Annotated in this window: 14 protein-coding genes and 3 tRNA genes; 13 read left to right on the top strand and 4 right to left on the bottom strand. The window is 61.7% G+C overall.

Going from position 1 to position 22,432, the window contains the following annotated elements:
* The first annotated feature begins 277 nt into the window (after nucleotides 1-277).
* From rppH to recD, 12 genes are all read left to right on the top strand, one after another.
* Nucleotides 278-805 (top strand): RNA pyrophosphohydrolase, encoded by a 528-nt coding sequence (gene rppH / locus CYR55_RS18250; protein WP_101817789.1) that lies wholly within the window; start codon nucleotides 278-280, stop codon nucleotides 803-805.
* A 12-nt stretch (nucleotides 806-817) separates the two neighbouring features.
* Nucleotides 818-3,064: a phosphoenolpyruvate--protein phosphotransferase gene (ptsP, locus tag CYR55_RS18245; protein WP_101817788.1), complete on the top strand. Its 2,247-nt coding sequence runs from the start codon at nucleotides 818-820 to the stop codon at nucleotides 3,062-3,064.
* Between the two features lie 139 nt (nucleotides 3,065-3,203).
* Nucleotides 3,204-4,076, top strand: a complete 873-nt coding sequence (gene lgt, locus CYR55_RS18240) for a prolipoprotein diacylglyceryl transferase (RefSeq protein ID WP_101817787.1) — start codon at nucleotides 3,204-3,206, stop codon at nucleotides 4,074-4,076.
* Between the two features lies 1 nt (nucleotide 4,077).
* Nucleotides 4,078-4,872, top strand: coding sequence for a thymidylate synthase (thyA, locus tag CYR55_RS18235; protein ID WP_101817786.1), 795 nt, complete (start codon nucleotides 4,078-4,080; stop codon nucleotides 4,870-4,872).
* Nucleotides 4,873-4,920: 48 nt separating this feature from the next.
* Complete coding sequence (locus CYR55_RS18230) at nucleotides 4,921-5,562, top strand: prepilin-type N-terminal cleavage/methylation domain-containing protein (RefSeq protein WP_101817785.1); 642 nt, start codon at nucleotides 4,921-4,923, stop codon at nucleotides 5,560-5,562.
* Nucleotides 5,553-6,140, top strand: a complete 588-nt coding sequence (locus CYR55_RS18225; protein WP_101817784.1) for a prepilin peptidase-dependent protein — start codon at nucleotides 5,553-5,555, stop codon at nucleotides 6,138-6,140. The genes CYR55_RS18230 and CYR55_RS18225 overlap by 10 nt, the downstream gene beginning before the upstream one ends.
* Nucleotides 6,137-6,577, top strand: coding sequence for a DUF2509 family protein (locus tag CYR55_RS18220; RefSeq protein ID WP_101817783.1), 441 nt, complete (start codon nucleotides 6,137-6,139; stop codon nucleotides 6,575-6,577). The genes CYR55_RS18225 and CYR55_RS18220 overlap by 4 nt, the downstream gene beginning before the upstream one ends.
* Complete coding sequence (locus CYR55_RS18215; RefSeq protein ID WP_101817782.1) at nucleotides 6,574-6,906, top strand: type IV pilus modification PilV family protein; 333 nt, start codon at nucleotides 6,574-6,576, stop codon at nucleotides 6,904-6,906. Before CYR55_RS18220 ends, CYR55_RS18215 begins: the two co-directional genes overlap by 4 nt.
* A 95-nt stretch (nucleotides 6,907-7,001) precedes the next feature.
* Entirely contained in the window at nucleotides 7,002-10,382 is a 3,381-nt protein-coding gene (recC, locus tag CYR55_RS18210; protein WP_101817781.1) for an exodeoxyribonuclease V subunit gamma, read from the top strand.
* Between the two features lie 217 nt (nucleotides 10,383-10,599).
* A complete protein-coding gene (gene ptrA, locus CYR55_RS18205) occupies nucleotides 10,600-13,512 on the top strand; it encodes a pitrilysin (protein ID WP_101817780.1) in 2,913 nt (970 codons plus the stop codon).
* Nucleotides 13,509-17,069, top strand: coding sequence for an exodeoxyribonuclease V subunit beta (recB, locus tag CYR55_RS18200; protein WP_101817779.1), 3,561 nt, complete (start codon nucleotides 13,509-13,511; stop codon nucleotides 17,067-17,069). The genes ptrA and recB overlap by 4 nt, the downstream gene beginning before the upstream one ends.
* On the top strand, nucleotides 17,066-18,925 hold the full coding sequence (gene recD / locus CYR55_RS18195) for an exodeoxyribonuclease V subunit alpha (RefSeq protein WP_101817778.1): 1,860 nt from the start codon (nucleotides 17,066-17,068) through the stop codon (nucleotides 18,923-18,925). Before recB ends, recD begins: the two co-directional genes overlap by 4 nt.
* A gap of 73 nt (nucleotides 18,926-18,998) precedes the next feature.
* Here recD and argA read toward each other — a convergent pair whose 3' ends face one another.
* Nucleotides 18,999-20,342: an amino-acid N-acetyltransferase gene (gene argA, locus CYR55_RS18190; RefSeq protein WP_165699621.1), complete on the bottom strand. Its 1,344-nt coding sequence runs from the start codon at nucleotides 20,340-20,342 to the stop codon at nucleotides 18,999-19,001.
* Between the two features lie 231 nt (nucleotides 20,343-20,573).
* On the opposite strand from argA, the gene amiC reads away from it, so the two are divergent.
* The gene (gene amiC / locus CYR55_RS18185; protein WP_101817776.1) at nucleotides 20,574-21,821 is read left to right on the top strand and encodes an N-acetylmuramoyl-L-alanine amidase AmiC; all 1,248 of its coding nucleotides are present in this window, start codon (nucleotides 20,574-20,576) and stop codon (nucleotides 21,819-21,821) included.
* A gap of 171 nt (nucleotides 21,822-21,992) precedes the next feature.
* Here amiC and CYR55_RS18180 read toward each other — a convergent pair.
* The 3 genes from CYR55_RS18180 to CYR55_RS18170 form a co-directional block, all read right to left on the bottom strand.
* Nucleotides 21,993-22,069 (bottom strand) — tRNA-Met (locus tag CYR55_RS18180).
* A gap of 120 nt (nucleotides 22,070-22,189) precedes the next feature.
* Nucleotides 22,190-22,266: transfer RNA gene (locus CYR55_RS18175), tRNA-Met, on the bottom strand.
* A gap of 69 nt (nucleotides 22,267-22,335) precedes the next feature.
* Nucleotides 22,336-22,412 (bottom strand) — tRNA-Met (locus tag CYR55_RS18170).
* Nucleotides 22,413-22,432: the final 20 nt, after the last annotated feature.

Below are 22,432 nucleotides of genomic sequence, written 5' to 3'. Positions count from 1 at the left end.
GCGCTGTTTTACATAAGATAATGCTGAGAGTGCCGCAGGGGGGAGTTATCCACTGATCGGGGCTTAATGGCGTTACCCTTAAGTTCTGCACAAAGATATCCACAGAAAACGTGAATAAAATCGGGGGTGTAGCCGGGGATATGTTTATAACTTGGCAAGAAGCTGTGGGTTATCCCGGTGTTATTCCTGATGAACGGCTGATAAGCAGTGGTTTACCGCCTGTTGGGAGTGTGAAACAATCAAGGCATATGCATTTACGCTTATTTGAGGTAGTCCGGTGATCGATGATGATGGCTACCGCCCGAATGTTGGTATCGTAATCTGTAATCGGCAGGGGCAGGTACTCTGGGCCCGTCGTTACGGTCAGCACTCCTGGCAGTTTCCTCAGGGGGGAATTAACCCCGGTGAAACCGCTGAGCAGGCGATGTACCGTGAACTGTTTGAAGAAGTGGGGCTGAACCGGAAAGATGTGCGTATTCTGGCCTCAACCCGCAACTGGTTGCGCTATAAATTGCCAAAACGTTTGGTGCGTTGGGACACAAAGCCGGTTTGTATCGGCCAAAAGCAAAAATGGTTTCTCTTGCAGCTCATGTGCGACGACGCGGATATCAATATGCAGCGCAGCAGCACGCCGGAATTTGACGGCTGGCGCTGGGTCAGCTTCTGGTATCCGGTTCGGCAGGTCGTCTCTTTTAAACGTGATGTCTATCGCCGTGTGATGAAAGAGTTTTCCACTACCGTGATGCCGGTGCAGGAGTTAAGCGCGCCTCGCTCACCCCCTGCTTACCGTCGTAAAAGAGGTTAAGTCACGCAGATTATGCTCACGCGTTTGCGAGAAATTGTTGAAAAGGTCGCTGCGGCAGCCAGCCTCAATGAGGCGCTGGATCTGCTCGTCAGCGAAACCTGCCTGGCAATGGACACCGAAGTCTGCTCCATTTATCTGGCGGACAACGATCGCCGCTGCTACTACCTGATGGCCACGCGTGGCCTGAAAAAACCGCGCGGCAAACAGGTGACGCTCGCCTTTGACGAGGGCGTGGTGGGGCTGGTGGGCCGCCTGGCAGAACCTATCAACCTCGCCGATGCCCACAGCCACCCCAGCTTCAAATATATCCCGCAGGTCAAAGAGGAGCGTTTCCGCTCCTTCCTCGGGGTGCCTATCATCCACCGCCGCCAGCTGCTCGGCGTGCTGGTGGTGCAACAGCGCGAACATCGCCAGTTCGATGAGAGCGAAGAGTCTTTCCTGGTCACCCTGGCCACGCAGATTGCCGGTTTCCTGACCCAGGTGCAGCTCACCGAGTTGTTTGGCCGCTTCCGCCAGACGCGCGTCAAAGCGCTGCCCGCCTCACCGGGCGTGGCAATTGGCGTGGGCTGGCAGGATTGCTCACAGCCGTCGCTTGATCTGGTTTATATGGCCTCCACCCTCGACAGCGCGCGGGAGCGTGAGCGCCTGACGCGGGCGCTGGAAGAGGCCGGGGCCGAGTTCCGCCGTTTCAGCAAACGCTTTACCGCCAGTGCGCAGAAAGAGAGCGCGGCGATCTTCGACCTCTACTCCCACCTGCTGAATGACGCCCGCCTGAAACGCGAGCTGTTTTTCGAAGTGGACGGCGGCTCCGTGGCGGAGTGGGCGGTGAAAAAGGTGGTGGAACATTTCGCTGCCCAGTTCGCCAGCCTGCAGGATGCCTACATGCGCGAGCGCGCCGGTGACCTGCGGGCGCTCGGCCAGCGGCTGCTGTTCCACCTCGACGACAGCGTGCAGGGTGACATCCCCTGGCCGGAGCGGTTTGTGCTGGTGGCCGACGAACTCACCGCCACCCTGCTGGCAGAAGTACCGCCGGAGCGGCTGGCCGGGGTGGTGGTGCGCGACGGCGCCGCCAACTCCCATGCGGCGATTCTGGTGCGGGCGATGGGCGTGCCCACCGTCATGGGGGCGGACATCCAGACCTCGCTGCTCAACCAGCGCACGCTGATTGTTGACGGCTATCGCGGTGAACTGCTGATCGACCCGGAACCGGTGCTGATCCAGGAGTACCAGCGGCTGATCAACGAAGAGCTGGAGCTGAGCCAGCGCGCGGAAGATGACGTAGAGGAACCGGCGCAGCTGAAAAGCGGCGAGCGGGTCTTCACCCTGCTGAATGCCGGGCTGAGCGCCGACCATGAAAAGCTGTTCGGCGGCCGGGTAGACGGCATCGGCCTTTACCGCACGGAAATCCCGTTTATGCTGCAAAGCGGCTTCCCATCAGAAGAGGAGCAGGTGGCGCAGTATCAGGGCATGTTGCAGATCTTCCCGCAGAAATCCGTGACGCTGCGCACCCTCGACATCGGCGCGGACAAGCAGCTTCCCTATATGCCGATCAGCGAAGAGAACCCCTGCCTCGGCTGGCGCGGCATCCGCATCACCCTCGACCAGCCGGAAATCTTCCTGATTCAGGTACGCGCCATGCTGCGCGCCAATGCCGCCACCGGCAACCTCAGCATCCTGCTGCCGATGATCACCAGCCTGGAAGAGATTGACGAGGCAAAACGCCTGATTGAGCGTGCCGGGCGTGAGGTGCAGGAGGTGCTCGGCTACGATCTGCCGCCGGTGCGGCTGGGCATCATGATTGAAGTGCCGGCGATGGTGTTCCTGATCCCGCACCTGGCCGGGCGGGTGGATTTCGTCTCGGTCGGCACCAACGACCTGACGCAATACCTGCTGGCGGTGGATCGCAACAATACCCGCGTGGCAGCGCTGTATGACAGCCTGCACCCGGCGATGCTGCGGGTGCTGAAAATGATCGCGGAGCAAAGCGCCGCGGCGGGGCTGGATCTCAGCCTGTGCGGCGAGATGGCCGGTGACCCGATGGGCGCGCTGCTGCTGGTCGGGCTGGGCTACCGCCACCTCAGCATGAACGGGCGCAGCATTGCCCGCATCAAATACCTGCTGCGGCGTGTGGAACAGGCGGAAGCTGACGCGCTGGCCGCCAGGGTACTCTCCGCCCCGCATACCACCGATGTGCGCCACATCGTTTCGGCGTTTATGGAGCGCCGTGGCCTCGGCGGGCTGATTCGCGGCGGTAAATAGCCGCGTTTTATAAGGCCAACGCCGACGCCTTTCTTTACAGATAAATACCTATTCCCGCCCCGGACCGCTTTTAGCCTATGCTATGATTCGCAACCTGCTGACCCCCCTGGGGCTAACACTAGACAATTTGTGGTGATGGATGAGTAACAGCTATCTGGCGTTTCCTGACTTCGACCCGGTCATTTTTTCCCTGGGCCCGGTTTCCCTCCACTGGTACGGCCTGATGTACCTGGTGGGCTTTATTTTTGCGATGTGGCTGGCGGTGCGCCGCGCCAATAAGCCCGGCAGCGGCTGGACCAAAGAGGAGGTGGAGAACCTGCTCTATTTCGGCTTCCTGGGGGTGTTTATCGGCGGCCGCGTGGGCTATGTGCTGTTCTACAACCTGCCGCTGTTCCTCGATAACCCGCTCTACCTGTTCAAAGTATGGGATGGCGGGATGTCGTTCCACGGCGGCCTGATTGGCGTGATCTGCGTGATGCTGCTGTTTGCCCGCCGCACCCACCGCAATTTCTTCCAGGTCTCTGATTTTATTGCACCGCTGATCCCGTTTGGCCTCGGTGCCGGTCGCCTGGGCAACTTCATCAACGGTGAGCTGTGGGGCCGCGTCACCACCCACACGCCGTGGGCGATGCTGTTCCCCGGCTCGCGCAGCGAAGATATGGCGCTTGCCGTTGCTGACCCGTCCCTGCTGCCGCTGCTGAACCAGTATGGCGTGCTGCCGCGCCACCCGTCGCAGATCTATGAACTGCTGCTGGAAGGGGTGGTGCTGTTCCTGATTTTGAACCTCTTTATCCGCAAGCCGCGGCCGATGGGCAGCGTCTCCGGCCTGTTCCTGATCGGCTACGGCGCATTCCGCATTATCGTGGAGCATTTCCGCCAGCCGGACGCCCAATTGGGGCTGTTCGACGGCATTATCAGTATGGGGCAGATCCTCTCGATTCCGATGATCGTCGCGGGCGTCATTATGATGATTTGGGCCTACCGCCGCCCACAGAAAACCGTTGTGAGGTAACATGAAACAGTATCTGGATTTAATGAACACCGTGCTTCATCACGGCACCCCGAAAGCTGACCGTACCGGCACCGGCACGCTGTCGATTTTTGGCCATCAGATGCGTTTCAACCTGCAAGAGGGTTTCCCGCTGGTGACCACCAAGCGCTGCCACCTGCGGTCGATCATCCATGAGCTGCTCTGGTTCCTGAAAGGTGAAACCAACATCGCCTATCTGCGTGAAAACAACGTCACCATCTGGGATGAGTGGGCCGACGAAAACGGCGATCTCGGCCCGGTGTACGGCAAACAGTGGCGCGCCTGGGGGGCGGCCGACGGCCGCCAGATAGACCAGCTGGCAAACGTGGTGCAGCAGCTGAAACAAGACCCGGACTCCCGCCGCATCATCGTTTCCGCCTGGAACGTGGGTGAACTCGAGAGCATGGCACTGGCCCCGTGCCACGCGTTCTTCCAGTTCTACGTGGCGGACGGCAAGCTCTCCTGCCAGCTTTACCAGCGTTCCTGCGATGTGTTCCTCGGCCTGCCGTTTAACATCGCCAGCTACGCGCTGCTGGTGCATATGATGGCGCAGCAGTGCGATCTGGAGGTCGGGGACTTCGTCTGGACTGGCGGCGATACCCACCTCTACAGCAACCATCTGGAGCAGGCGCGCCTGCAACTGACGCGCGAGCCGCGCCCGATGCCGAAACTGGTGATCAAACGCAAACCTGACTCCCTGTTTGATTACCGCTTCGAGGATTTCGAGATTGAAGGGTACGATCCGCACCCGGCGATTAAAGCCCCGGTCGCGATCTGATTCATCACCCCGCTGTATAGAACCGAAGCCTGTGGCTTCGGTTTTTTTATGCCTGTGCCCGCCCGCCGCCATGCGTTTTGCGGCACGCCTTCCAGAAAAATGCCTGCTTTCCCGCGTTGCAACGCCGCTGTGCGGCACTTCTTCCTGTTCCGCCACCGCCCGCTGGCCGGGGATTTTTTGTGCCTTACACTGGCCCGCATGAACAGACTCACAGGGAAACAACAGGGCATGAGCCTACTTGAAATGCTGGTGGTGATGGGGCTGATTGCCATCCTGACCGGCAGCAGTCTTTATTACGCGCAGGAGATGCGCCAGGCGCACCGCCTGCGGCAGAGCGCACAGGCGCTCCAGACCTTTCTGGGGCGGATGCAGGCGCAGGCCAACAGCCGCAATGAGGCGCGGCTGCTGGCGGTGACACTGGGGCCGGCGGGCTGCGTTACACAACAGAGTGAACCGCCTGCCGGGTGCGGCGGAAACGGGCTGCACGTGTTCCGGCCCGGCGGGCAGGGCGTGTCCATCGTCGGTTTCAGCGGCAACGGCATGGGGTTTTATGGCCTGCGCAATACCGCCCAGCCCGGCCATCTCACCCTCGGCAATGCGGCCGGGCGCATCCGGGTGGTGCTCTCCGGCCACGGGAGGCTGAGGCTCTGCGGCGAAGATGCCGTCAGCGGGGTGCCGCTATGCCGCTGAATGCACCTTATGCCCGGCAACGCGGTTTCACCCTGCCGGAAATCCTGCTGGCGATGGGCATCGGCAGTGTGGTGATGCTGGCCGCCGCCGGCAGCTACCCGGCAATCTACCAGCAGGGGCAGCGCCTGCGTCAGCTGTTCTGGCTGGATCACGCCCTGCATCAGGCGGCCGACACCCTCGGGAAAGATCTGCGCCGTGCCGGGTTCTGTGCCGGGCAAGCCTGCGGCAGCCGGGCGGTGCGCCTGAGCGTGGCTGGTGGTGAGGGCGCAGGGGGCTGTGTGCTGCTGGCCTATGACCTCAACCGCAATGGCCGCTGGGAACCGGCGGGCCCGGAGGCGGAAACCTTCGGCTACCGTCTGGTGGCCGGTGCGCTGGAGACACAACGCGGCGTGACGCACTGCGGCGGTACAGGCTGGGAAAGGCTGCTCGATCCGGCCGAAGTCATCATCACCGGTTTTACGCTGAGCGACGCCCATGAGGCCGCGGGTACCGTGCTGCAACTCACCCTGAGCGGCCAAAGCCGGCAGGGCGCGGTACGGCGGCAGATTACCCGCTTACTGACCGGGGCGAACACATGAACCGCCAGTGGGGCAACGCCACCCTGCTGACGCTGATGGGGCTGATGCTGCTGGGGTTAATGGGCATGACGGCGCTGCACCGCCAGCTTGATGAGGCCGTGCGGCTCACCGGCGAGACGCGGCAACATCTGCTGGCCTGGAACCAGGCCGCTTCCGCACTCACCTGGGCTGCCACGCTGCGCTGGCCGCCTGCGCAAACAGCGTGGCAATGCCGCTCCTTTCACCCCGGCGGCCTGCGCGGCTGCATGAAAGCCGCTGCCCGGCCGGAGGTGATTCTGCTGCGGGGGGAAGGGCGGCGGGCGGATGGCTCCCCGTTGTTCCTTTACCAGCTGGCGACGCCCGGGCTTAACGGGCATCCGGCGCGGCTGGCCGGGGGCTGGCTGGATTTCTGCCCGGAGAAGCCCCCGCATAACTGTGAAGGGGAGGCCGGGCCATGACGGCGCAACGTGGCTTTACCCTGATCGAGGTGCTGTTTGCCGCCATGCTGTTTGCCGTTTCCCTGCTGGGGTTGCTGACGTACCAACAGGCGCTGACGGCGGGGTTTGACCGGCAACGGCAGGTGCAGCAGGCGTGGCGTCTGGCTGGAGAGCAACTGGAAGCATTCAGCCTGACCGGCCGCCAGAGCGGGCTGTTACCGCTGCCCAAAGGCTGGCAACTGACAGTCAGCGGCGCGTCCGCCGATGCGCCCAGCGGCTGCCGCTGGGCAACGGTTACGGTGGCGGCCCCGGCACAGCAACAGGTGACGGTGCGCCGGTTATTATGTTAAAACCCCGCCCCGGTGTTGCTTTACGGCGGCGTCAGGTTACAGTGGGGCTGCGGCGCAAGCCGCCTGCCACACCCGTTATTCACTTCAGAGGCATCATGTTCACCGTTTACCACTCCAACCAACTGGATCTGCTGAAAAAACTGATCTCGGCGCTTATTGAAGGGCAGCCGCTCGCTGATCCCTTCCAACAGGAAGTGGTGCTGGTGCAAAGCCCCGGTATGGCGCAATGGCTGCAAATGCAGTTGGCCGATGAGTTTGGTATTGCGGCGAATATTCAGTTTCCGCTGCCGGCCTCCTTTATCTGGGACATGTTCACCCGCGTGTTGCCGGGCATCCCGAAAGAGAGCGCCTTCAGCAAAGATGCCATGACCTGGAAACTGATGTGGCTGCTGCCGGAGATGTTGACGGAACCGGCATTTGCCCCCCTGCGCCACTACCTGCAGGATGACGGCGACAAGCGCAAAATTCACCAGCTGGCGGCCAGAGTAGCCGATCTGTTTGACCAGTATCTGGTTTACCGCCCGCACTGGCTGGAAGGGTGGGAGCGCGGCGAACTGCAGGACGATCTGGGCGAAGCACAGCAGTGGCAGGCAGCCCTGTGGGCGCGGCTGTGCAGCTACACCGCCGCACTGGGGCAGCCGAAATGGCACCGTGCCAACCTTTACCAGCGCTTTATCGCCACGCTGAACCAGCTGGAAACCTGCCCGCCGGGGCTGCCGAAACGGGTCTTTATCTGCGGCATCTCCGCGCTGCCGCCGATCTATTTGCAGGCATTGCAGGCGCTGGGTAAGCATATCGACATTCACCTGATGTTCACCAACCCCTGCCGCTACTACTGGGGCGACATCCAGAATTATGCGTTTCTGGCCAAGCTACAAAGCCGCAAACGGCGCGACTATCTCGCCCGCGCGGAGGTTGACCTATTCCGCGATCCGGCACAGGCCCCCCAGTTGTTCAATCAGGAAGGTGAGCAGGCGCTCACTAACCCGCTGCTGGCCTCCTGGGGCAAGCTGGGGCGTGACCATATGTATCTGCTCTCCCAGATTGATGATATCCAGGAAGTGCAGGCATTTGTGGACATGGAAGGCGACACCCTGTTGCACGCAGTCCAACAGGACATGCTGGAGCTGAATGACCAGGCGGTGCTGGGCATGACGCCGGAAACCCTGGCCAACAGCGCCGGTAAGCGCCTGCTGGACCCAGAGGATCGCTCCATCTGCATCCATGCCTGCCACAGCCCGCAACGCGAAGTGGAAGTGCTGCATGACAAACTGCTGGCGATGATGGCGGAAGACCCGACCCTCACGCCGCGTGACATCATTGTGATGGTGGCGGACATCGACAGCTACGCGCCCTATATTCAGGCGGTGTTCGGCAATGCACCGCCGGATCGCTACCTGCCGTTTGCCATCTCTGACCGTAAAGCCAGCCAGGCCCACCCGGCGTTGCAGGCGTTTCTCACGCTGCTGGAGATGCCGCAGAGCCGCTTTACCTCGGAGCAGGTGCTGGCACTGCTGGAGGTACCGGCGCTGGCCGGTCGTTTCTCTATCCATGAGGATGGGCTGCGGCTGTTACGGCTGTGGGTGAGTGAATCCGGCATCCGCTGGGGGCTGGACGATGACGCCATCCGCCAGCTTGAACTGCCGCCAACCGGCCAGCACACCTGGCGCTTTGGCCTGACGCGGATGCTGCTGGGTTACGCCATGGACAGCGAAGCGGGCCACTGGCAGGGCGTGCTGCCCTATGACGAATCAACCGGGCTGGCGGCGGAGCTGGCCGGTCACCTGGCGGAGTTGCTGATGCAGCTGACCCGCTGGCGCGCCCTGCTGGATGAACCGCGCCCGCTGGCGGGGTGGCTGCCGCTTTGCCGCCAGATGCTCGATACCTTCTTTATCAAGGACGTGGAAACAGAAGGGGTGCTCACGGTCATTGAAGAACAGTGGCAGAAAGCGATCAATTTCGGGCTGGCGGCGCAATACCCGGATAAAGTGCCGCTCAGTATCCTGCGTGACGACCTGGCCGCCCGGCTGGATCAGGAGCGTATCAGCCAGCGTTTCCTGGCGGGGCCGATCAACTTCTGTACCCTGATGCCGATGCGCTCCATCCCCTTCCAGGTGGTCTGCCTGCTGGGCATGAATGATGGCGTCTACCCGCGTACCCTGCCGCCGCTCGGGTTTGACCTGATGGCGCATCAGGTCAAAAAAGGTGACCGCAGCCGCCGTGATGATGACCGTTATCTGTTCCTCGAGGCGATGCTGTCCGCCCAGCAACGGCTTTACATCAGCTTTATCGGCCGGTCGATTCAGGACAACAGCGAGCGCTACGCCTCGGTGCTGGTAACCGAGCTGATGGAGTACATCGGCCAGAGTTTTGTACTGCCGGACGATCTGGCGTGTGAGGCGGACGAGAGCGAGCGCCGGGTACGTGAGCACGTGCTCTGCCGCCACGCCCGGATGCCGTTCAATGCGGAAAACTTTGTGCCGGGCGACGAGCACCAGAGTTACGCCCGCGAGTGGCTGCCTGCCGCCAGCGCGCAGGGCGAGCCGCACCCGGACTTTAATCAGCCGCTGGCACCGGAGCCGCTGGAGGAGATCACGCTGGAAAACCTGATGCGCTTCTACCGCCACCCGGTACGGGCCTTTTTCCAGATGCGCCTCGGCGTCAATTTTATGCTGGAAGAGACGGAGCTGCCGGACGAGGAGCCGTTCGTGCTGGACAGCCTCAACCGCTATAAATTCAACAGCCAGCTGTTGAACACGCTGATTGAAGAGCAGGACGCCGACGCGCTCTATGCGCGGGTCAAAGCCTCCGGTGCGCTGCCTTACGGCGCGTTTGGTGAAATCTACTGGCAGAAGCAATCCGAAGAGATGACGGAGCTGGCGGAAAAGGTCAGGGCGCTGCGCGGTGAGTCACGCAGCGAGGAGATCTCCCTGGAAATCGGCGACTGTGTGATCACCGGCTGGGTGCACCATATCCAGCCCGATGGCCTGCTGCGCTGGCGGCCTGCGGCACTGAATGCGGTGGATGGGGTGTTGCTGTGGATTGAGCATCTGGCGTATTGTGCATCAGGAGGCGAAGGGGAAAGCCGCAGCTATGGGCGCAAAGAGACCGTGTGGCACTTCCCCGCTCTGCCGGTCAACGAGGCGAGGCAGTATCTGGCGTTGTTGATCGAGGGGTACCGGCAGGGCATGCGTGAGCCGCTGCTGCTGGTCAACAAGAGCGGCTGGGCGTGGCTCAGCCACTGTGTGGATCCTCAGACCGGGGAGATAAACCGTGATGAGGAGACGCAGGGCAAAGCCCGCGGTAAACTGCTCCAGGCCTGGCTGGGCGATCAGCGTGTTCCCGGCGAAGGCGATGATCCCTACCTGCAACGCGTCATCCGGCAACTGGACGATGACGACATCGTAAAAATCCAGCAGAATGCGGAACGTTTTTTACTGCCCCTGGCCCGGCATAACCAGCCCGGTGCAGCCTAAAGGCAAGACGCGTCACCGTGTCATGAAAGGACTCCGCCGTGCACCGCCGCTTAACAGGGCAGGTGCATATTCAGCGATACCGCCTGCGGCGGGCACTATCGCGGCATACCGGGTCTGACCCCCTCAGGCCGGCCCGGCCAGCAACGTTTACGCAGAGTGGCCTTACCCTTTGAAGTTTGCTCCGGCGGTACATTTACCAGGTGATGGGAGAGTGGGAATGCGAAAACAGCTTACCTGTATTTCCAGGTTACTGTTGTTATTGATTTTTATGGCACCAGTCAGCGGTTTTGCGCAGGGATGGCAGCCACTGGCGGAAACAATCAACAAGAGTGAACACGATCCCCGCCGGTACCAGGCGGTGAAACTGGATAACGGCATGACCGTGCTGCTGGTGTCAGATGCGCAGGCACCCAAGTCCCTGGCGGCGCTGGCGCTGCCGGTCGGCTCACTGGACGATCCGGACAGCCAGCTGGGGCTGGCGCACTACCTTGAGCATATGGTGCTGATGGGGTCGAAAAAGTACCCCGACCCGGAAAACCTCGCCGAGTTTCTGAAGAAACATGGCGGCAGCCATAATGCCAGCACCGCCTCCTACCGCACGGCATTCTACCTTGAGGTGGAAAACAGCGCGCTGGCCCCGGCAGTGGATCGGCTGGCGGATGCCATCGCCGCGCCGCTGCTCGACCCGGTCAATGCCGATCGCGAGCGCCATGCGGTCAATGCTGAACTGACGATGGCCCGTTCGCGTGACGGGATGCGCATGGCGCAGGTCCGGGCGGAAACGCTGAACCCGGCGCACCCCAGCGCACGCTTCTCCGGCGGCAACCTCGACACGCTGAAAGACAAGCCCGGCAGTAAACTGCATGAGCAGCTGACGGCGTTCTACCAGCGCTATTACTCCGCCAACCTGATGGTGGGGGTTCTCTACAGCAACCAGCCGTTGCCTGCGCTGGCGGCCCTCGCGGCGGATACCTTCGGCCGCATTGCCAACCATCAGGCCACGGTGCCGGCGATTACCGTGCCGACGCTGACCGCTGAGCAGGAAGGTATTTTCATCCACTATGTTCCCGCCCAGCCGCGTAAACAGCTGAAGCTGGAGTTCGCGATCGACAACGACAGCGCGAAGGATAAAAACAGCCAGGCATTCCGCAGCAAAACCGACACCTATATCAGTTACCTGATCGGTAACCGCAGCCCCGGCACACTGTCAGACTGGTTACAGCAGCAGGGGCTGGCGGATGCGATTAACGCCGGGGCCGACCCGCTGGTTGACCGCAATCAGGGGGTGTTCGCCATCTCCGTGTCGTTGACGGACAAAGGGCTGGCACAGCGCGACGAAGTGATTGCCGCCATCTTCAACTATCTGTCGATGCTGCGTCAGCATGGCATCAGCCGCAGCTATTTCGATGAGATCGGCCATGTGCTGAACCTCGATTACCGCTACCCGGCGATTACCCGCGACATGAACTACATCGAATGGCTGGTGGACACGATGCTGCGGGTGCCGGTGAATCATGCGCTGGATGCGGCTTACCTGGCCGATCGCTATGACCCGGAAGCCATTGCTGCCCGCCTGAGCCAGCTGACGCCGGAAAAAGCGCGTGTCTGGGTGGTCAGCCCTGATGCGCCGCATAACCGTACCGCCTACTTTGTTGACGCGCCTTACCAGGTAGACCGTATTACCCCGGCACAGCGCCAGCGCTGGCAGCAACTGGGCGCACAGATCGCCCTGACGCTGCCGGCGCTTAACCCCTACATCCCGGACGATCTGTCGCTGATTACCTCAACGGAAAAACCTACGCGGCCGCAGCTGGTGGTGGATGAACCGGGGCTGCGTGCGCTCTATATGCCCAGCCACACCTTTGCCGATGAGCCGCGCGCCGACATTACCTTTGCTTTCCGCAACCCCACGGCGCTTGATTCACCGCGCCATCAGGTGATGTACGCGCTCACTGACTACCTGGCAGGGCTGGCGCTGGATCAGCTCAGTTACCAGGCCTCCATCGGCGGTATCGGCTTCTCCACTGCGCCGGATAATGGCGTGGTGTTTAACGCCAATGGGTTTACTCAACGGCTGCCGCAACTGCTGACCTCGCTGGTAGCCGGGTACGCCAGCTTTACGCCGACCGCCGATGAGCTGGCGCAGGCTAAGTCCTGGTACCGGGAGAAGCTGGATGCTTCCGGCAAAGGGAAAGCCTTTGAACAGGCGATCATGCCGGTACAGATGCTCTCCCGCGTGCCTTACAGCGAGCGCGAAGCGCGCCGCGCCATGCTGGACAGCATCACGGTGGAGGAGATCGTCGCGTATCGTGACAGCCTGCTGCACCTGGCCGCGCCGGAAGTGCTGGTGGTAGGCAACATGACAGCGGATCAGGTGCGCCAGCTGGCGCATTCCCTGAAAACCCAGCTGGGCTGTACCGGTGAAGCCTGGTGGCACGGCAAAGAGGTGGTGATTAAACAGAAACAGCTGGCCAACCTGCAAAAGGCCGGCAGCAGCAGCGATTCCGCGCTGGCGGCGGTGTATGTGCCGCCCGGCTATGATGAGGTGCACAGCATGGCCTACAGCGCCTTGCTGGGGCAGATTCTGCAACCCTGGTTCTACAGCCAGCTGCGCACGCAGGAGCAGTTGGGCTACGCGGTGTTTGCCTTCCCTATCTCCGTCGGGAAACAGTGGGGGCTGGGCTTCCTGTTGCAGAGCAACAGCCAGCCACCGGCTTACCTCTACCCACGTTACCTTGATTTCTTTGCCCAGGCGGATAAACGCCTGGGGGCCATGAGCAATGAGGATTTTGTGCAATACCGTCAGGCAATGATTGATGAGCTGACCCAGCGTCCGCAAACCCTGAGTGAAGAGGCCAGCCGCTTCAGCAATGATTTCAGCCGCGGCAATTTCCGCTTTGATACCCGCGATCAGGTAATCGACGTGCTGAAGGCCCTGACGCGGGACCAGCTGCACCAGTACTACCGGCAGGCGGTGATAGCCCCGCAAGGGCTGGCGCTGCTGTCACAGATTCAGGGGAGTGGCCCCGACGCCCAGAAAGGCGGTTTTGCCGCCCCGGCAGGCTGGACGACCTATGCTGACGCTACCCGCCTGCAAGCGACCCTGCCGCAACAGGTGAATGGGCAATGACATCGTCAGCGCCCCTTGCCCTGAACCCGCTGACCCTGCCGCTCTATGCTGAGCGGCTGATTGAGGCCTCAGCGGGCACCGGCAAAACCTTCACCATCGGTATTCTCTACCTGCGCCTGCTGCTGGGGCTGGGCGGTGAGGCGGCCTTCCCGCGCCCGCTGACGGTCGAGGAGATTCTGGTGGTGACCTTCACCGAGGCGGCGACCGAAGAGTTGCGCGGCCGTATCCGTGAAAATATCCACGCCCTGCGGCTGGCCTGTGTGCGCGGCAGCAGCAGTGACGGCATGTTACAGGCGCTGATGGCAGAGATTGCCGATCTGGCCGATGCCGCGGCCTTGCTGCTGGCAGCGGAACGGCAGATGGACGAAGCAGCGATCTACACCATCCACGGTTTCTGCCAGCGGATGCTGACCCACAACGCGTTTGAGTCGGGCATTCTGTTCGAGCAGACGCTGGTGCAGGATGAAATGCCGTTGCGCCGCCAGGCGTGCGCTGACTTCTGGCGGCGGCACTGTTACCCGTTGCCGATTGAGATTGCCCGGCCGGTGGGGCAGGCGTGGAGCGGCCCGGAAGAGCTATTGCGCGATCTGGCCCCCTATCTTCACGGGGAAGCCCCGGCGCTGCGTTACCCACCGGCCGAGGGCGAGACGCTACAGAGCCGCCATGCGCGGATCATCGCCCGCATCAGCGAGGTGAAACAGGCATGGAACAGCGCAGCCGGTGAGCTGGAGGCGTTAATCTCTGCTTCCGGCGTCGACAAGCGCAGTTACAGCAGCCGTTACCTGCCGCTCTGGCTGGAGAAAGTCAGTGAATGGTGCGCGTTGGAGACGCAGGATTACCAGTTGCCGCCAGAGCTGGAAAAATTCAGCCAGGCGCGGCTGCTGGAAAAGACCAAAAAAGGCGAGCCGCCGCGCCACCCGGTGTTTACGCTGATCGAGCAGCTTTGTGCCGAGCCGCTCTCCCTGCGCGACGTAGTGATGGCGCAGGCAATCACGGAAATCCGCCAGACGGTGCAGAAAGAGAAGCGCCAGCGGGCCGAAATGGGCTTTGACGACCTGCTCAGCCGGCTGGATGAGGCATTGCAGGCCGAAGGCGGCGGGGCGCTGGCAGATGCGATCCGCGCCCGTTATCCGGTGGCGATGATCGATGAATTCCAGGACACCGACCCGCAGCAATACCGGATCTTCCGTACCCTTTACGGCAACCAGCCGCAATGCGGCCTGCTGCTGATCGGCGACCCCAAACAGGCGATCTACGCCTTCCGTGGGGCGGATATTTTCACCTATATGCGTGCCCGTGCTGAAGTGAGCGCCCACTATACACTCGGTACCAACTGGCGCTCCTCCCACCCGATGGTGGCTGCGGTTAATACGCTGTTCCGGCAGAAAGAGGATCCGTTTATTTTCAGCGAGATCCCGTTCAGCCCGGTGGCGGCCGCCGGCCGCAATCAGGCGCTGGCGTTTGAGGTTGCTGGGGAGCAGCAACCGGCGCTGCATTTTTGGCTGCAATCGGGCGAGGGCGTGGGCGTCAGTGATTACCAACAGATGATGGCCCGCCAGTGTGCCGGGCAAATCAGCCACTGGCTCTCTGCCGGGCAGCGCGGCGAGGCGTGGCTGGTGAACGGCGAGGAGCGGCGCGCGGTCAGGGCATCGGACATCACTGTGCTGGTGCGTAATCGTATTGAGGCTGCGCTGGTGCGCGAGGCGCTGGGCGCGCTTGCCATCCGCTCGGTTTACCTCTCGAATCGCGACAGCGTGTTTGATACGCCGGAAGCGCGGGACATGCTCTGGCTATTGCAGGCAGTGCTGGCCCCCGAGCAGGAGCGTACCCTGCGCAGCGCGATGGCGACCGGGGTAATGGGGCTGGATGCTCGCACACTGGCGGAGCTGAGTGCCAGTGAAACCGACTGGGATGCGCTGGTACTGGAGTTTGACGGTTACCGCGAGCACTGGGAGCGGCGCGGCGTGCTGCCGATGCTGCGCGAGCTGATGCGCAAACGCCATCTGGCCGAAAACCTGCTGGTGAGCGAAGAGGGCGAGCGACGGTTAACGGATTTCCTGCATTTGGGCGAGCTGTTGCAGGAGGCCTCCTCCCAGCTGGAGAGTGATTACGCGCTGGTGCGCTGGCTGGCCCAGCAGATCGCCCAGCCGGAGAAGCAGTCAGAGAACGAACAGCTGCGCCTCGAAAGCGATCGCCATCTGGTGCAGATTGTGACCATCCATAAATCCAAGGGGCTGGAGTATCCGCTGGTGTGGCTGCCGTTTATCGCCCACTTCCGCCCGCAGCAACAGGCGCTCTACCACGACCGGCAAACTTTCGCCGCCCTGCTCGACCTGCGGGCGGAAGAGGAGAGCAAGGCGCTGGCGGAAGAGGAGCGGCTGGCGGAGGATTTGCGCCTGCTGTATGTGGCCCTGACCCGGTCAGTGTTCCATTGCAGTATCGGCATCGCGCCGTTGATTCAGGGCAACCGCAAAAAGCAGGGTGAAACCGATCTGCACCGCAGCGCACTGGGCTACCTGATCCAGAAAGGTGAGGCGTGCGACGCCTTCGCGCTGGCGGAGTTGCTGGGCGCGCTGGCGGATGAAAGCATCGCGCTGACCCAGATTGCTGAACCGGCCCTACAGCCGTGGGAAGCGCCGGATAACCCGGCACTGACGCTGGCGGCGCGGGAGTTTTCCCGCAACGTCGGGGATAACTGGCGGGTCACCAGCTATTCCGGCCTGCAGCAGCACGGCAGCGCACTGGCCGAGGCTTTGTTGCCGCGGCTGGACATCGACGCCGCCGGGGAACAGCAGCCGGAAACCGCACCGGGCATGACGCCGCACACTTTCCCGAAAGGCGCGTCACCCGGCACCTTCCTGCACAGCCTGTTTGAAGAGATCGACTTCAGCCAGACGCCGGATCGCCTCTGGCTGGAGGAGAAGCTCACAGCACAGGGCTTCGGCAGTGAGTGGGGCGAGATGCTGGCTGGCTGGCTGGAACAGGTGTTGCAGGCTCCACTGGGGCCGGAGGGGCTGTCTCTGCGGCAGTTGCCGCCTACGCAGCGCCAGGCCGAGCTGCAATTCTATATTCCGATCCGTGGCCTGCTGAGTGCGGCGGATCTCGATCGCCTGGTCAGGCAGTATGATCCGCTGTCGGCCCGCTGCCCACCGCTGGATTTCCGGCAGGTAAAAGGCATGCTGAAAGGGTTTATTGACCTGGTGCTCTGCTGGGAAGGGAAGTTTTACCTGCTGGATTATAAATCCAACTGGCTGGGCGAGAGCGCCGCCGCCTATACCCAGCCGGCGATGGCGCAGGCGATGGCGGAACACCGCTATGACCTGCAATACCAGCTCTATAGCCTGGCGCTGCACCGCTATCTGCGGCACCGCCTGGCTGACTATGACATCGACCGCCACTTCGGCGGCGTGATTTATCTTTTTTTGCGTGGGATTGACCAACAGCATCCGGAAAACGGCATCTTCCGCTGCCGGCCCCCGGCGGCCTTTATCCATGAGATGGATGCGCTGTTTGAAGGCCACCCGCTCCCTATCACTGAGGCAGGATCACCTTCATGATGACCTTACTGGAACGTGCGCTGCTGGGCGGCGCCCTGAGGCCGCTGGATGTGCAATTTGCCCGTTTTCTGGCGGATGAGCAGCAGCCCGCGATGTTGCTGGCTGCCGCCTGCGTCAGCGCGGAAGCGGGCAGCGGGCATGTCTGCCTGCCGCTGACCCAGCTCACCCCTGACGCACTGTTTGACGGCCGCCACCCCGAGCTGGCAAAAGAGATGGGCGCGCGTCTCGGCCACCCCGACGGCCAGCAGTGGCTCACCTGGCTGAGGGATTCCCCGGCGGTGAGCGACGGTTCCCAACCTACGCCGCTGGTGCTGCATCAGGATCGCCTCTACCTGCAACGGATGTGGCAGTGTGAGGCGCAGGTGGCCGGGTTTATTGCCAGCGACAGCGACCAGCCGGCTGACCACACGGCGCTGGGCGCGATTCTCGATCGTCTGTTCGGTACCGGCGGCAGTGAGCCGGACTGGCAAAAGGTGGCGGCCGCCGTCGCTATTACCCGGCGCATCTCCATTATTTCCGGCGGGCCGGGCACCGGGAAAACTACCACGGTCGCCAGGCTGCTGGCCGCACTGGTCGAGCTCTCTGCGGGCAGGAAACTGCGTATCCAGCTGGCGGCCCCGACCGGTAAGGCTGCCGCCCGGCTTACGGAGTCACTTGGCAAGGCGAGCCGTGAACTGGCGCTGGATGCCGCGATTCAGGCGGCGATCCCGCAGGAGGCCTCGACCCTGCACCGGCTGCTGGGCGCGCAACCCAACAGCCAGCGTATGCGTCACCATGCCGCTAACCCGCTGCACCTGGATGTGCTGGTGGTGGATGAAGCCTCGATGGTGGACTTGCCGATGATGGCGCGGCTGATTGCTGCATTGCCGCCACACGCCCGGGTGATTTTCCTCGGCGACCGCGATCAACTGGCCTCGGTGGAGGCAGGCGCGGTACTGGGCGATCTCTGCCGGTTCGCTGAGCAGGGTTACAGCCCGGCGCGGGCTGAGCAGTTAAGCCGCATCACCGGCTGCGCGCTGAGCGGCACTGATTTGCAGGCGCACGCCACCGTGCGTGACAGTCTCTGCCTGCTGCGCAAAAGTTATCGTTTTGATGCAGCCTCCGGCATCGGGTTGCTGGCCAGTGCGGTGAATGCCGGAAAAGCCGCCGCAGCATTGAAAGTGTTGCGCGGCCCTTATCAGGATGTGCAGGGTTACCCGCTGGCAGAGAGTGAGGACTATCCGCATCTGCTGGAGACCTGTGTTGCGCACTATCAGCCTTACCTGCAACAGGTGAAGGCGGGGGCAGAGGCGGGGGAGATCCTGCGGCTGTTCAACCAATTCCGTGTGCTGTGCGCAGTGCGCGAGGGGCCATTTGGCGTCAGCGGGTTGAATGACCGCATTGAGCAGACCCTGAACCGCAATGGGGCGATCCGCCGCCTGCCGGGCGCGGCCGGGCGCTGGTATGCCGGGCGACCGGTGATGATCAGCCGCAATGACAGTGCGCTGGGACTGTTTAACGGTGACATCGGCATCACGTTGCGTGACCAGCGCAATGAGCTGCGGGTCTATTTCCAGTTGCCGAACGGTGACATCAAGTCCGTCCAGCCAAGCCGCCTGCCGGCACATGAAACCGCCTTTGCAATGACGGTGCATAAGTCCCAGGGGTCGGAATTTGACCACACCCTGCTGGTGCTGCCGAACCAGTGGCTGCCGGTGCTGACGCGTGAACTGGTGTACACCGCCATCACCCGCGCTAAAAAACAGTTGTCGCTGTATGCCAGCCATAACGTGCTGGCCAGTGCCATCAGTACCCCAACGCAACGGCGCAGTGGCCTGGGTGACCGGCTGATGCAGGCGTTTCAGGCGGCACCCTAGTCTGCTTCAGGCGGCTGTAGAGCGCATCACGCCGACGGTGAACCGTCGGCGTGGGCAGGCAGGAAAGGGGATTTTACAGGTCAGCCAGCAGGATCTTGGAGCGGCGCTGATAGTTATAGAGTGCCTGTTTCTGCATCGGCAGCACCTCGACATCCGCCGGCTGGAAGCCGCGCTCCTGGAACCAGTGAATACTACGGGTGGTCAGCACAAACAGCCTTTCCAGCCCCATCTGGCGCGCCTGGCTTGCCACCCGGTGCAGCAACATTTCACCGCGTGAGGAACTGCGGTAGTCAGGGTGCACCGCCACGCAGGCCATCTCACCAATCTTCTCTTCCGGGAACGGGTAGAGCGCCGCGCAGGCGATGGTCAGGTTGTCCCGCTCGATGATGGTGAACTTGTCGATCTCCATCTCCAGTTGCTCACGGGAGCGGCGCACCAGGATCCCCTGCTGCTCCAGCGGGCGGATCAGCTCCAGAATACCGCCGATGTCATTAATGGTGGCGCGGCGCACCTGCTCGGCACTCTCCATCACAATCTGCGTACCGATGCCGTCACGCGAAAACAGCTCCTGCACCAGTGCGCCATCCTCGAGGTAACTGATCAGGTGGCTGCGGCGCACGCCGCTGCGGCAGGCTTTGACCGCCCCACGCAGGAACCGCACCGTGCCGGAGTAGTAATCACCGGTCTGCTCCAGTGCGTCGATGCGCTGCTGGGCATCATTCGGGAACAGCTCGGAAATCACATTGCCTTCGCTGTCCGTGACCCCTTGCGAGGAGCAGAAGCCGATCATCTTCTCCGCTTTGAGTTTGATCGCCAGCTGGGTCGCCACCTCTTCTGAGGTGAGGTTGAAGCTTTCGCCGGTCACGGAGACCGCCACCGGCCCCATCAGCACAATGGCCCCGCTGTCGAGCTGGCGGTGAATCGCCTCTTCATCAATGCGGCGGATACGGCCGCTGTGGCAGTAGTCCACGCCGTCATCCACGCCCAGCGGCTGGGCAATGATAAAGTTGCCGCTCACCACATTAATATGCGCGCCCTGCAGCGGCGTGTTATTCAGGCTCATCGAGAGGCGGGCGGTGATGTCGAGTTGCAGCAGACCCGCCGCCTGTTTCACCAGTTCCAGGGTTTTGGCATCGGTTACCCGGGTATTTTTGTGGTACACCGGCTCACAATGGTGCTGCGCCAGGTTGGCGTCAATCTGCGGGCGGGCGCCATACACCACCACCAGCCGGATGCCCAGGCTATGCAACAGACCGATATCGTTAACGATGTTGGAGAAGTTCTCATGCGCGATGGCCTCCCCGCCCAGCATGATCACAAAGGTCTTGCCCCGGTGGGCATTGATATAGGGAACTGAGTGACGGAATCCTTGAACCAGCTCTGTACTACGTTCCTTCACGGGTCTCGCCTCTTGCATGATTATTCGTAATTTCTGTATTTTTATTCTTTATCGCTGAGATGGCAAGCAGGAAATCACGGAGAAAAGTTATCAGGACGTTAACAAGGGGTTAGCGCTGGTCAGAAGATCGTGCTTTTTGGCCCGCAGGCGGCTTTAAGGGTGACAGGAAGCGGCTGATTCGTTAAAGTTTTTGACGTTTAGCCCGTTTTAGCGATGCCTTTTCATCGCTTTTCATTTTCCCGGAGCCGCATGATCAATAACCCTCCTGACCTGGGCCGCCGCCGTCTGGTGCAGGCTGCCGCCGCCACCTGGTTATTAAGCATCAGCCAGGTCGGCTTCGCCGCTGCCGCGCATGTGATTGCGGTACGTGTCTGGCCTTCGACGCCCTACACCCGCGTGACCATCGAATCCTCTACGCCGCTTAAGTATAAGCAGTTTGCGCTCAGCCACCCGGAGCGGGTAGTGATCGACATCGAGGGCGTGCACCTCAACAGCGTGCTGAAAAGCATGGGTAACCAGGTGCGGAGCAACGATCCTTACCTGAAGCAGGCGCGCGTCGGGCAATTTACCAAAGATACCGTGCGGGTGGTGCTGGAGCTGAAGCAAAACAGCACGCCGCACCTGTTCACCCTCGGGCCGGTGTCGGCGTTTAAAAACCGGCTGGTGGTGGATCTCTATCCGGCCAGCGGCCGGGCGGGGGAGCCTTCCGATCCGTTGCTGGTGCTGCTGGAGGATTACAACAAAGGCGATCTGGAGCGCTCGCTGCCGGCCACGACGCCCAGACGCGGCAACGCCGGCCATGACCGTCCCATTATCATCATGCTCGACCCCGGCCACGGCGGGGAGGATTCAGGCGCGGTGGGGAAATATAAGACGCGTGAGAAAGATATCGTGCTGCTGATTGCCCGGCGGCTGAAAAAGCTGATCGACAAGCAACCGAACATGAAAGCCTATATGACGCGCAACGAGGATGTCTTTATTCCGCTGCGGGTGCGGGTTGCCAAGGCGCGTAAACAGCACGCCGATCTGTTTGTCTCGATTCATGCCGATGCCTTTACCAGCCGGGCGACCCGCGGCTCCTCGGTGTTTGCGCTGTCCACCAAAGGGGCGACCAGCGCCGCCGCGCGTTACCTGGCGCAGACCCAGAATGAAGCGGATAACATCGGCGGCGTGGGCAAAAGCGGCGATCGCTACCTTGACCATACGATGTTTGATCTGGTGCAGACGGCCACCATCAATGACAGCCTGAAATTCGGCAAAGAGGTACTCACCCGGATGGGCAAAGTGAATCATCTGCATAAGAACCATGTGGATCAGGCGGGGTTTGCGGTGCTGAAAGCGCCTGATATTCCTTCGATTCTGGTGGAAACGGCGTTTATCAGTAATGTGAAAGAGGAGCGCAAGCTGCGTACCAGCCGCTTCCAGCAACAGGTGGCGGAGTCGATTCTGGCCGGCATCACGGCCTATTTCGCCAAAGGCGGCTTAGTCCGGCGTTAACAGATGGGTCGGCGTGAGCATATCAGTATGGCGGAGCGTGGTGAAAGGAAAGAATAACGCAGCGCTGCCCACCGGGTGGCGCGCAATAAAAGGGCAGGGGGAAAAGGCAGAAAGGTTTTACTGACGGCAGAAACAAAAAAACACCCTGAAGGGTGTCTGATGTGGTGTAAGTGGTTGCGGGGGCCGGATTCGAACCGACGACCTTCGGGTTATGAGCCCGACGAGCTACCAGGCTGCTCCACCCCGCGTCCGTCTTACTGCTTACTTTTTACAACCATGCTTACTTTTTTTAACGCTAACGTCCTGATTATACGCCAGGCCGCTGTTACGTGCAATCCGGATTTTCAGCTGCTGGTACAGCACCGAATTGGTTGCGGGGGCCGGATTCGAACCGACGACCTTCGGGTTATGAGCCCGACGAGCTACCAGGCTGCTCCACCCCGCGTCCGTAACATCTTTACTTTACTGCTTATCGAACCATCCGACATTCATTGCTGCTGGTGCAGCATCGAATTGGTTGCGGGGGCCGGATTTGAACCGACGACCTTCGGGTTATGAGCCCGACGAGCTACCAGGCTGCTCCACCCCGCGTCCGATGGATGCGCACTATA

It is taken from the genome of Chimaeribacter californicus, from assembly GCF_002858675.1.
Classification (GTDB): domain Bacteria; phylum Pseudomonadota; class Gammaproteobacteria; order Enterobacterales; family Enterobacteriaceae; genus Chimaeribacter; species Chimaeribacter californicus.
Note: the sequence above shows the minus strand (reverse complement) of the source record. Positions and strands in the feature narration are given on the sequence as shown.